Raw genomic sequence first — 11,629 nt, 5'->3', positions numbered from 1 at the left:
CCCGCCGGCGACGGCCATGTCGGGCTTGCGGCCGACCCGGATGTCGTGGGGGCGAACCAGCGCGCCGTTCAGCTCGGAAACCGCGCCGAGGAACGACATCACGAACGTGGTCGCCGGGGAGTCATACACCTCGGTCGGGGATCCGACCTGCTCGATGCGGCCCTTGTTGAGCACGGCGATCCGGTCGGCGACGTCCAGCGCCTCCTGCTGGTCGTGGGTGACCAGCACCGTGGTGACATGCACCTCGTCGTGCAGGCGGCGCAACCACGCGCGCAGATCCTCGCGGACCTTGGCGTCCAGTGCGCCGAAGGGCTCGTCGAGCAGCAGCACCTGCGGGTCGACGGCCAGCGCCCGGGCCAGCGCCATGCGCTGCCGTTGGCCGCCGGAGAGCTGGTTGGGGTAGCGGGTCTGAAAACCGCTCAGCCCCACCACGTCCAGCAGGTTGTCGACCTTCTCCTTGATCTCGGCCTTGGGCCGCTTGCGGATCTTCAGTCCGTAGGCCACGTTGTCGCGAACGGTCAGGTGCTTGAACGCCGCATAGTGCTGGAACACGAATCCGATGCCGCGGCGCTGGGGCGGCACCCGGGTGACGTCATGGCCGTTGATCGTGACCGTTCCGCTGTCGGGCTGGTCCAGCCCGGCGATGGCCCGCAACAGGGTCGACTTGCCCGAACCGCTGGGACCCAGCAGCGCCGTCAGCGAACCGGCGGGCACGACGAAGTCGACGTGGTCGAGCGCGACGAAGTCGCCGTAGCGCTTGTATGCGTCGCGCACCACGATCGCGAGGTCGCGCTGTGCTTGGTTATCGCTCATGTACGAGTCTCCTTGTCGGGCCTATTTTGTCGCTCGTGCCCGGCGCACGTCGAGAACCACTTGGAAGATCAGGACCAGCACGGCAACCCCCATCAGCAGCGTCGACAGCGCGTAGGCGCCGTACTCGACGCCGCGGTTGTAGCGGTCTGAGACGAGCAATGTCAGCGTCTGCGACTTCCCCGCCAGGTTGGACGACACGATGATCACCGCGCCGTATTCGCCCAGGGTGCGCGCGACGGTCAGCACGATGCCGTACGTCAGGCCCCACCGGATGGACGGCAGCGTGATCCGCCAAAACGTCTGCCACCAGCCCGAACCCAGGGTAGCCGCGGCCTCCTCCTGGTCGGTTCCCAGCTCGTGCAGCACCGGCTCCACCTCGCGGACCACAAAGGGCAGGGTGACGAAGATGCTGGCCAACACGATGCCGGGCAGGCCGAAGATGATCTTGAACCCGAGGTCTCGTTCGACGAACCCGAAGGCCCCCGCCGCCCCCCACAGCAGTATCAACGCCACGCCCACGATGACCGGTGACACCGCGAACGGCAGATCGATGACCGCCTGCAGCACCCCCTTGCCGCGAAACCGGTTGCGCGCCAGCACCAGCGCGGTCGGGATGCCGAAGATCACGTTGAGCGGAACCACGATGGCGACGACCAGCAACGTCAGATCCAGCGCCGATTGCGCCGCCGGTGTGCTGACCCAGTCCAAAAACTGGCCGAACCCGGGCCGGAACGTCCGCCACAGGATCAGCGTCACCGGGACGATGAGCAGCACGAAGATGTAGGCGAGCGCGACGAGCCGGATCAGGTAGCGGGCGCGGGCCGACGAGGACGTCATGGGGCCAACTCCTGACGCTTGGCGGCGCGCCCGCCCACGATCCGCAAGGCGAACAGCACGAAGAACGAAATCGCGAGCAGCACAACGGATATCGCGGCGGCGCCGGTACGGTCGTCATTCTCGATCAACGTCCGTATCCACTGTGACGACACTTCGGTCTTGCCGGGCACCGCCCCACCGATCAGCACCACCGAGCCGAATTCGCCGATCGCTCGCGAGAACGCAAGGCCCGCACCGGATAACAAGGCGGGTGTCAGCGACGGCAACACGACCGAGGTGAAGACCTTCGGGCCGCTGGCGCCCAGCGACGCCGCGGCTTCCTCGGTCTCCCGGTCTATTTCGAGCAACACGGGCTGAACGGCCCGAACCACGAACGGCAGTGTGACGAAGGCCAGCGCCACCGCCACGCCCCACGCGGTGTGCTGCAGATGAAGGCCGACCGGGCTGTTGTTTCCGTACAGGGCCAGCATCACCAGGCTGGCCACGATGGTCGGCAACGCGAACGGCAGGTCGATGATGGCGTCGACGAGCCGTTTGCCGACGAAGTCGTCGCGCACCAGCATCCAGGCGATCAGCAGGCCGAAGATGAGGTTGACGACCGTGACGCAGGCGGAGATCGTCAGCGTCACGCGGAATGACTCCAGCGCGGCGTTCGACGTGACCGCGAGCCAGAAGGCGTGCCAGCCGCCGCCCGCGGCCTGCCACGCGATGGCGGCCAGCGGCAGCAGCACGATCACCGAAAGCCACAGGGTCGCCACGCCGACCCGAAGCGACGTGGCGCCGCGCGCGCGTCGCCGCCCCCATGGCTGCTGCCCGGCCTCACCGTCGATCTCGGGCCGGATCGCCTCGGGGTCCGGCGTTATCAGGCTGGTCATCCGGTGGCCTGCGTGTAGATCTTGGTGATGCTGCCGGTGTTCTTGTCGAACAGCTGCGGGTCCGCGGCCGCCCACCCGCCGAGGTCGGCGATCGTCCACAGCTTGGCCGGCACGGGATAGCGGTCGCGGAACTCGGCGGCAACGGCGGGATCGACGGGCCGAAAGCCGGCCTGCGCCCACACCTTCTGCGCCGCGGCGGTGTACTGGAAGTTCTTGAAAGCGACGGCGGCGTCCAGGTGCGGGCTGGTGGTGACCACCGCCACCGGATTGTCGATCTTGAACGTCTGCGCCGGGTTGATGTGCTCGACCGGTTTGCCCGCCCGCTCGGTGGCGATGGCCTCGTTCTCGTAACTGATCAGCACGTCCCCGCTGCCCTGGACGAAGACATCGGTGGCTTCGCGTCCCGATCCGGGGCGCAATTTGACGTGTTCGCGCACCAACTTGCCGATGAAGTCGACGCCGGCCTGGCTATTGGTGCCGCCTTCGCTCTTGACGGCGTACGGGGCAAGCAAATTCCACTTCGCCGACCCCGAACTCAGCGGGCTGGGCGTGATGACCTCGACGCCGGGCCGCAACAGGTCGTCCCAGTCCTTGATGTTCTTCGGATTGCCCTTGCGCACCACCAGCGTGACCACCGACCCGAACGGGATTCCCTTGGTGGCGTCGGTGTTCCAGTCCTTGGAGACCTTCCCGGCCTTGACCAACCGCGTGATGTCCGGCTCGACGGAGAAGTTCACGACGTCGGCCGGCTTGCCGTCGACGACACCGCGGGACTGGTCGCCGGAGGCGCCATACGAGGTGATCACCTGCACGCCCTTGCCCTCGTCGGAGGCGTTGAACGCGGGAATCACCTTGCTCCACCCAGGTTCTGGGACGGAATAGGCGACCAGGGTGATGCTCGCGTGCGCGTTGGCGAGCCCACCGCCGCCCACCACGTCGCTGGGTCCGCCGTGACACGCGGCGACGACACCGGCGATCAGCGCGAGCGCCCCGACAAGCCGGGCAGGCCGCCGGCGGGGCGCGCTGCCGATGTCGTCGAACATTGCTGGCCTTTCACTGCGGGACTTGTGGTTATGTTCCCGATGCGTCGGACCAGTTTGGAAAGGCGCTAAAACGTGAGGAATTCACGACTCCACACCAGACCGCGCATGGGGTTGGGAGTCAGCGACAACAGTGCACGACGACAGAGCATTCCAAAACGCCCGACGCCGCCTGCATGTCGCGAAGCCTAACAGGAATCCGTTGGCCCGCCACCGCAAGGCGTCCGAAGCAGCCCTCAGTGCGTCAGCAACCAGGCGACGATCACCAGGACGACGAGCGTGACCAGAATCAGCGTCACGTGCGAGCGAGGCATGCGCGCTACCCGGGCGTCCCGTCGGCGTGCCGGGCGCGGCGCATCAACCGGATGCCCTTGCCCAGCAGGCCGTCGAGCGCAACGGCGGTGAGGTAGGCCACCACCAAAACGACCGGCATCACCACCATGGCCTGCAGCACGAAGGCAAGCCCGGACAGCCAGAGCTCGTTCCCGTCCCACCAGTTCAGGAACCCGTTCATCGGGCTCAGCCTATTCGCCCCGACACCGTAAAACCAATGTGTCAAGATCGGCGCATGCCCCCGGACCGTACGACCTGTCTGGTCGCCGGCGGCGGGCCGGCGGGCATGATCATGGGCCTGCTGCTGGCCCGCGCCGGCGTAACCGTCACGGTGATGGAAAAGCACGCCGACTTCCTGCGCGACTTCCGCGGCGACACGGTGCACGCCAGCACCCTGCGGCTGCTGGACGAACTCGGCCTCGGGTCGCAGTTCGCCCAGCTTCCGCATCGCCTCATCGACGCCGTCCGCATGGAAATCCAGGGCGTACCGGTCAGTCTCGACCTGACCCGCCTACCCGGCCCCCACCAGCACATCGCCCTGGTGCCGCAGTGGGATTTCCTGGAATTGGTGGCCACGGCCGCCGAGGCCGAGCCCACCTTCACGTTGCTGCGCAGCACCGAGGTGATCGGGGTGATTCGCGAGGGCGGCCGCGTCGTGGGCGTGGCCTACCGCGACCCCACCGGCGAGACCAAGGAAATGCGCGCCGAGTTGACGGTGGCCTGCGATGGCCGTTCCTCGACGGTGCGCTCGGCGCTGGGCCTGACGCCGCGCAACTTCGGCGCCCCCATGGACGTGTGGTGGTTCCGGTTGCCGCGGCGGCCCGACGATCCGAGCGGGCTGGCGGGCTTGCTGCGCGCCGGGCACGCGACGATCATGATCGACCGCGGTGACTACTACCAGATCGCCTACATCATTCCGAAGGGAAGCGACGCCGAGCTGCGCGCCCAAGGCATCGAGGCACTGCACCGGGCGCTGGTCGGCATGGTGCCCTGGGTCGCCGACCGCGTCGACACGGTGACGTCGTTCGACGACGTGAAACTGCTTGACGTGCAACTCAATCGGCTCCCCCGCTGGTATTCCGACGGTGCGCTGTGCATCGGCGACGCGGCGCACGCGATGTCGCCGGTCGGCGGCGTCGGCATCAACCTGGCGGTGGCCGACGCGGTGGCCGCGGCCCGGATCCTGGCAGCCCCGTTGCGCGCGGGGCCGGTGTCCACCCGCCAGCTGGCGCGGGTGCAGCTGCGCCGGTGGCTGCCGACGGCGATTCTGCAGGGGGCGCAACGGATGATCCACGCCAACGTCATCGCGGCGGCGGTCGCCGGAGGGGAACCGAAACCGCCGCGCGGCGTGCTGTTGGTGAGCCGGACGCTGGCGTTGCGGCGCTTCATCGGCTACATGGTGGCCATCGGCCCGCTACCGGAACACGCGCCCGCGTTCGCCAGGCGGGCCGGATAGGCGCCACATCTGGCGCAAAAAATGGACGCGGGGCTGCTCGACAGTCGATGATGTCGGGATGGTCCTGCACGCCGAACCCGCCGACCAGCCCACCAACGGCGCCCCCGAGGAGGGCTTCGAATCGGTGTCCGACGCCGCCCTGGCCCCGATCGACTTCAACGCTCCCGGGCCCCTTGCGCCCACCGGGTCGCTGCGGAACCCGTTCCCGCCCATCGCCGACTACGCGTTCCTGTCGGACTGGGAGACGACGTGCCTGATCTCTCCGGCCGGGTCGGTGGAATGGCTCTGCGTGCCGCGGCCGGATTCCCCGAGCGTGTTCGGCGCGATCCTGGACCGCAGCGCCGGCCACTTCCGGCTGGGCCCCTATGGCGTGTCGGTGCCCTCGGCCCGCCGCTACCTTCCCGGCAGCCTGATCATGGAGACCACCTGGCAGACCCCCACGGGGTGGCTGATCGTGCGCGACGCGCTGGTGATGGGCCCGTGGCACGACATCGAGCGCCGATCGCGGACCCATCGGCGCACCCCGATGGACTGGGACGCCGAGCACATCCTGTTGCGCACCGTGCGCTGCGTCAGCGGCACCGTCGAGCTGATGATGAGCTGCGAGCCGGCGTTCGACTACCACCGCGTCGGGGCCACCTGGGAGTACTCGGCCAACGCGTATGGCGAGGCCATCGCCCGGGGCAGCCGGCAGCCCGACGCCCACCCCACCCTGCGGCTGACGACCAACCTGCGGATCGGTCTGGAGGGCCGTGAGGCCCGGGCGCGGACCCGGATGAAGGAGGGCGACGACGTGTTCGTCGCCCTGAGCTGGACCAAGCACCCGGCGCCGCAGACCTATGAAGAGGCCGCCGACAAGATGTGGCAGACCACCGAGTGCTGGCGGCAGTGGATCAATATCGGCAACTTCCCCGACCACCCGTGGCGGGCGTACCTGCAGCGCAGCGCGCTCACGCTGAAGGGGTTGACGTACTCCCCCACCGGCGCGCTGCTGGCCGCCAGCACCACGTCGCTGCCCGAAAGCCCGCAGGGCGAACGCAACTGGGACTACCGCTACGCGTGGGTGCGCGACTCGACGTTCGCGCTGTGGGGGCTCTACACGCTGGGGCTGGACCGCGAGGCCGACGACTTCTTCGCGTTCATCGCCGACGTCTCCGGCGCCAACAGCAACGAGCGCCACCCGCTGCAGGTGATGTACGGCGTCGGGGGCGAGCGCAGCCTGGTCGAAGACGAGCTGCACCACCTGTCCGGTTACGACCACGCCCGCCCGGTGCGGATCGGCAACGGCGCTTACGACCAGGTCCAGCACGACATCTGGGGCTCGATCCTGGACTCGTTCTACCTGCACGCCAAATCGCGCGAGCAGATCCCGGAGACCCTGTGGCCGGTGCTGAAGAAGCAGGTCGAAGAGGCGATCAAGCACTGGCGCGAACCCGACCGCGGCATCTGGGAGGTCCGGGGGGAGCCGCAGCACTTCACCTCGTCGAAGGTGATGTGCTGGGTGGCGCTGGACCGCGGGGCCAAGCTGGCCGAGCGGCAGGGCGAGAAGAGCTACGCCCAGCAGTGGCGCGCCATCGCCGATGAGATCAAGTCCGACATCCTCGAGCACGGAGTGGACTCGCGCGGGGTGTTCACCCAGCGCTACGGCAGCGACGCGCTGGATGCCTCGCTGCTCCTGGTCGTGCTGACCCGGTTCCTGCCGCCGGACGATCCGCGCGTGCGCAACACCGTGCTGGCGATCGCCAACGAGCTCACCGAGGAGGGCCTGGTGCTGCGGTACCGGGTCGAGGAGACCGACGACGGGCTGTCCGGCGAGGAGGGCACGTTCACGATCTGCTCGTTCTGGCTGGTGTCCGCGCTGGTCGAGATCGGCGAGGTGGCTCGCGCCAAGCGGCTGTGCGAGCGGCTGTTGTCCTACGCCAGCCCACTGCACCTGTACGCCGAGGAGATCGAGCCGCGCACCGGCCGGCACCTGGGCAACTTCCCGCAGGCGTTCACCCACCTGGCGCTGATCAACGCGGTGGTCCATGTGATCCGCGCCGAGGAGGAAGCCGACGGCTCCGGCTCGTTCCAGCCGGCCAACGCACCGGTGTAGGAACGCCTCAGCTCAGCGCGTTCACCTTGTCCATCATGGCGTGCGCGACGTCGACGGCGCTGGTGTTGACGTCGGCCGACCCCGGGTCCGAGGAGCGTCGCTCGCCGAAGAACACCACCTGGACCTCGATGAGGCAGTTCAACTGGACGCCGATGGCGCGCGCCTGCGGCGTGGGCCGCAGGGCGGGCATGTTCGGCAATACCGACGTCGCCGTATTCGTCGCGGCCACAGTCGAATTGGCAACGCGGACGTCGCTGATGGCGTTCGTGGTGCTGATCGGACCGCTTTGTTCCGTCGTCGTCATGCCGCTGCACCGGTCCCACTGCTGCGCGAATTTCGCGAACAGCGCCTGGGCTTGCGCGGCCGAGGGCAGCGCGACGACGCCCTCGATCACGCTGATCACCTGCGCCGGCTCGCCGTTGTTCCACCACGACTCCGACGCGAGGTCCCTGACGTCGGCGTCCTGGTAGACGCTCTTCTGCAGCATCGCCGTCACACCCAGGCAATCACCCGGGGGCAGCGATGTGTAGAGCTTCTCGGCGCCGCCGAAATCGCCCGGCTTGCGGGATACAAAGGGCTGGTTGAGCATTCGCGACAGCGCGGCGCCGTCGAGCAGCACCTGCCGGACGGTTTGCCCGGCAAGCGGTCGCGGCTTGAGATTGGGCGCCGGCTTGGCCGTGCCCTCGACGACGCCGCCACAGCCGGCGGCCAACGCGACGACGAGGGTCAGCGACGCCACCGGTCCGACTATTCGCATGGCTACTTCTTGCCCTTGGAAAGACTGTCTCCGGCGGCGTCGGTGGACAACGCGGCGACGAACGCTTCCTGCGGCACCTCGACACGCCCGATCGTCTTCATCCGCTTCTTGCCTTCCTTCTGTTTCTCCAGAAGTTTGCGTTTGCGGGTGATGTCACCGCCGTAGCACTTGGACAGCACGTCCTTGCGGATGGCGCGAATGTTTTCCCGCGCAATGATTTTCGAGCCGATGGCCGCCTGCACCGGCACCTCGAACTGCTGGCGCGGGATCAGCTCCTTGAGCTTGGTGGTCATCTTGTTGCCGTAGGCGAACGCCGAATCCTTGTGCACGATCGCGCTGAACGCGTCGACGGCCTCGCCCTGCAGCAGGATGTCGACCTTGACCAGCTGGGCCTCCTGCTCGCCGGCCTCCTCGTAGTCGAGGCTGGCGTAGCCGCGGGTGCGCGACTTCAGCGAATCGAAGAAGTCGAAGATGATCTCGCCGAGCGGCATGGTGTAGCGCAGCTCCACCCGCTCGGGAGACAGGTAGTCCATGCCCCCTAGCTCGCCGCGCCGCGACTGGCAGAGCTCCATGATGGTGCCGATGAACTCGCTGGGCGCGATGATGGTGGTCTTCACGACGGGCTCGTAGACGGTTCGGATCTTGCCTTCGGGCCAGTCCGACGGGTTGGTCACGACGATCTCGGTATTGTCCTCTTTCTCGACGCGGTAGACGACGTTGGGCGACGTCGAGATCAGATCCAGGTCGAACTCGCGTTCCAGGCGCTCGCGGGTGATCTCCATGTGCAGCAGGCCCAGGAAGCCGCACCGGAAGCCGAAACCCAGCGCCACCGATGTCTCCGGCTCGTAGGTCAGGGCGGCGTCGTTGAGCTGCAACTTGTCCAGGGCATCGCGCAGGTCCGGGTAGTCCGAACCGTCGACGGGATACAGGCCCGAGTACACCATCGGCCTGGGTTCGCGATAGCCCGTCAGCGCCTCGGTGGCGCCGCGCCGCGCCGTCGTCACGGTGTCGCCGACCTTCGACTGGCGGACGTCCTTGACCCCGGTGATCAGGTAGCCCACCTCACCCACGCCCAGTCCCGCGCTGGGCTTGGGTTCGGGCGAGACGATGCCGACCTCGAGCAGCTCGTGGGTGGCGCCGGTAGACATCATCAAAATGCGCTCGCGCGGGATGATCTTGCCGTCCACCACCCGGACGTAGGTCACCACGCCGCGGTAGATGTCGTAGACCGAGTCGAAGATCATCGCGCGGGTTGGCGCGTCGGCGTCGCCCTGCGGGGGCGGCACCTCACGCACCACGTGGTCGAGCAGGTCGGCCACGCCCTCGCCGGTCTTGCCGGACACCCGCAGCACGTCGCCCGGTTCGCAGCCGATGATGTGGGCGATTTCACCGGCGTAGCGGTCCGGGTCGGCGGCCGGCAGGTCGATCTTGTTGAGCACCGGGATGATGTGCAGGTCGCGGTCCAGCGCCAGGTAGAGGTTGGCCAGCGTTTGTGCCTCGATGCCCTGGGCGGCGTCGACCAGCAAGACGGCCCCCTCACAGGCCTCCAGCGCGCGCGACACCTCGTAGGTGAAGTCGACGTGGCCCGGGGTGTCGATCAGGTGCAGCACGTAATCGGTGTCTTGGCCTTTGTCCGAGACGCGCCACGGCAGCCGCACGTTCTGCGCCTTGATGGTGATGCCGCGTTCCCGCTCGATGTCCATGCGATCCAGGTATTGGGCCCGCATCGAGCGCTCGTCGACCACGCCGGTCAGTTGCAGCATCCGGTCGGCCAGCGTCGACTTGCCGTGGTCGATGTGAGCGATGATGCAGAAATTCCGAATCTGCGCCGGCGCGGTGAAGGTCTTGTCGGCCAAACTGCTGATGGGAATCTCCTGATGGACGGGTTTTGCGCCCGCCAGACGGGCCGTTCGGGGGTAGGTCCAGCGTATCCACGCGTCGCGGCCCGGACACAATTGGCGCGTCTATGCTCCGAATATGGCGTCTGCACGGAAGTCTCAGTGGAAGACGTTTCAGCGGTTCGCGGAGAACCTGGTTTTCGACCGGGCTCCGCGGCTGGTTCGGCAAATGCAGAACTCGCAGACCATCCTGCGCGAATTGCAGCAGGCGGTGAAGATCACGGCGAACGTCATCGCCGCGGTCGCGCCGGCACCCGCCGAGATCACCGCGGGCCGGCCGGTGACCAGCACCAGCTTCCCCACCGCGCAGCGGGCGCGAAAGCTGGTCTACGCCCCGGACCTCGACGGCCGGGCCGATCCCGGGGAGATCGTCTGGACGTGGGTGGCCTACGAGGACGACCCCACCCGCGGCAAGGACCGGCCGGTCCTGGTCGTGGGCCGTGACCGCCGCGTGCTGCTGGGGTTGATGGTGTCCAGCCAGGAGCGCCATGCGGGCGACCGGGATTGGGTCGGGATCGGCTCTGGGGCATGGGATTACGAGGGCAGACAAAGCTGGGTGCGGCTGGACCGGGTGCTCGACGTGCCCGAGGAGGGGATTCGGCGCGAGGGCGCGATCCTGGAGCGCGAAATCTTCGAGGCGGTGGCCGCGAGGCTGCGCGCCGAGTACTTGTGGAGCTAGCCCCGGGCAATCAGCCCTGCGCCCAGCGTGTAACCACTGCGAGAAAACGGCAAAATTTTCGCGCTGAGTACACGTTCGGCGTGCCGGACGGTCAGCCCTGCGTGATGTAGGACTGCAGCTGTTGCTGCTCGGCCTCGAGTTCTTCCATTCGGGTCTTCACCACGTCGCCGATGCTGACGATGCCGATCAGCTTCTTGCCGTCCAGCACCGGGACGTGTCGCACCCGGTTCTTGGTCATCAGCACGCTGACTGCGTCGACCGTGTCGGACTTCGTGCAGGTGGCCACCGCCGAGGTCATGATCTTGGAGACCGGGCCGGACAGCACGCTGGGCCCGTGCCGGTGCAGCTGACGCACGACGTCGCGCTCCGAGACGATCCCGACGAGCCCGTCGGCGCCGACCACCACCATCGCGCCGATGTTCTGCTCGGCGAGGCCGGCGAGCAGTTCCCGGACGGTCGCGTCGGGGTTGATCGTCACCACCGCCGCACCCTTGTTCCGCAAGACGTCCGCAATGCGCATCTGGGCCTCCAGCCGGTTGTGAGCTGCTTCACACCAGGCTACGGCTAACTCGCCCGGCGCAAAAGCCGATACGAGAAGCGGCAACCACGACCCCCATACCCCCAAGCCGACCGAACAAACCTTGGCGGATCGCCCAAACGCGCCTGCGCGCTCGCCGGGCTTGCCAGGATGGGACCATGATCGAGATCACCCTGCTGGGAACCGGAAGCCCCCTCCCCGACCCGAACCGAGCGGGGCCGTCCACCCTGGTGCGCGCCGGCGGGCAGGTGTTTTTGGTGGACTGCGGGCGGGGGGTGCTGCAGCGCGGCGCGGCGTCGCGCTGCAGC

General features: G+C 67.8%; 10 protein-coding genes and 2 pseudogenes. 4 read left to right on the top strand and 8 right to left on the bottom strand.

Annotated features, from left to right (window positions below; translation table 11 throughout):
* The 5 genes from A5764_RS08315 to A5764_RS08295 form a co-directional block, all read right to left on the bottom strand.
* On the bottom strand, window positions 1–813 hold an 813-nt coding region (locus A5764_RS08315), incomplete at its 3' end, for a sulfate/molybdate ABC transporter ATP-binding protein (protein WP_067111464.1).
* Window positions 814–834: 21 nt separating this feature from the next.
* Entirely contained in the window at window positions 835–1,650 is an 816-nt protein-coding gene (gene cysW / locus A5764_RS08310; protein ID WP_067111462.1) for a sulfate ABC transporter permease subunit CysW, read from the bottom strand.
* Window positions 1,647–2,525, bottom strand: a complete 879-nt coding sequence (gene cysT / locus A5764_RS08305; RefSeq protein ID WP_067111460.1) for a sulfate ABC transporter permease subunit CysT — start codon at window positions 2,523–2,525, stop codon at window positions 1,647–1,649. Before cysT ends, cysW begins: the two co-directional genes overlap by 4 nt.
* On the bottom strand, window positions 2,522–3,568 hold the full coding sequence (locus A5764_RS08300; RefSeq protein WP_082951579.1) for a sulfate ABC transporter substrate-binding protein: 1,047 nt from the start codon (window positions 3,566–3,568) through the stop codon (window positions 2,522–2,524). Before A5764_RS08300 ends, cysT begins: the two co-directional genes overlap by 4 nt.
* A 316-nt stretch (window positions 3,569–3,884) precedes the next feature.
* Window positions 3,885–4,079, bottom strand: a complete 195-nt coding sequence (locus A5764_RS08295; RefSeq protein WP_067111458.1) for a hypothetical protein — start codon at window positions 4,077–4,079, stop codon at window positions 3,885–3,887.
* A 54-nt stretch (window positions 4,080–4,133) separates the two neighbouring features.
* On the opposite strand from A5764_RS08295, the gene A5764_RS08290 reads away from it, so the two are divergent.
* Window positions 4,134–5,354 (top strand): FAD-dependent oxidoreductase, encoded by a 1,221-nt coding sequence (locus A5764_RS08290; protein ID WP_067111455.1) that lies wholly within the window; start codon window positions 4,134–4,136, stop codon window positions 5,352–5,354.
* Window positions 5,355–5,412: 58 nt separating this feature from the next.
* Window positions 5,413–7,449, top strand: coding sequence for a glycoside hydrolase family 15 protein (locus A5764_RS08285; RefSeq protein ID WP_067111452.1), 2,037 nt, complete (start codon window positions 5,413–5,415; stop codon window positions 7,447–7,449).
* 7 nt (window positions 7,450–7,456) lie between these two features.
* Here the strand turns inward: A5764_RS08285 and A5764_RS08280 are convergent, their stop codons facing one another.
* Together A5764_RS08280 and lepA are read right to left on the bottom strand one after the other, a co-directional pair.
* Window positions 7,457–8,206: a sensor domain-containing protein gene (locus A5764_RS08280; protein ID WP_067111449.1), complete on the bottom strand. Its 750-nt coding sequence runs from the start codon at window positions 8,204–8,206 to the stop codon at window positions 7,457–7,459.
* Between the two features lie 2 nt (window positions 8,207–8,208).
* Window positions 8,209–10,207, bottom strand: a pseudogene (lepA, locus tag A5764_RS08275) (translation elongation factor 4).
* On the opposite strand from lepA, the gene A5764_RS08270 reads away from it, so the two are divergent.
* The gene (locus A5764_RS08270) at window positions 10,184–10,783 is read left to right on the top strand and encodes a type II toxin-antitoxin system PemK/MazF family toxin (RefSeq protein WP_067111446.1); all 600 of its coding nucleotides are present in this window, start codon (window positions 10,184–10,186) and stop codon (window positions 10,781–10,783) included. The pseudogene lepA and the gene A5764_RS08270 overlap by 24 nt on opposite strands.
* Window positions 10,784–10,874: 91 nt before the next feature.
* Here the strand turns inward: A5764_RS08270 and A5764_RS08265 are convergent, their stop codons facing one another.
* Window positions 10,875–11,303: a CBS domain-containing protein gene (locus tag A5764_RS08265; protein ID WP_067111443.1), complete on the bottom strand. Its 429-nt coding sequence runs from the start codon at window positions 11,301–11,303 to the stop codon at window positions 10,875–10,877.
* 176 nt (window positions 11,304–11,479) lie between these two features.
* On the opposite strand from A5764_RS08265, the pseudogene A5764_RS28180 reads away from it, so the two are divergent.
* Window positions 11,480–11,629 (top strand): annotated as a pseudogene (locus A5764_RS28180) (ribonuclease Z); the annotation flags it as partial.

The sequence above is a fragment of the Mycobacterium sp. 852002-51057_SCH5723018 genome (assembly GCF_001667035.1).
In the GTDB taxonomy this organism is placed as follows: domain Bacteria; phylum Actinomycetota; class Actinomycetes; order Mycobacteriales; family Mycobacteriaceae; genus Mycobacterium.
The sequence above is the reverse complement of the archived record's forward strand: the minus strand, read 5'-3'. Positions and strand labels throughout refer to the sequence as shown.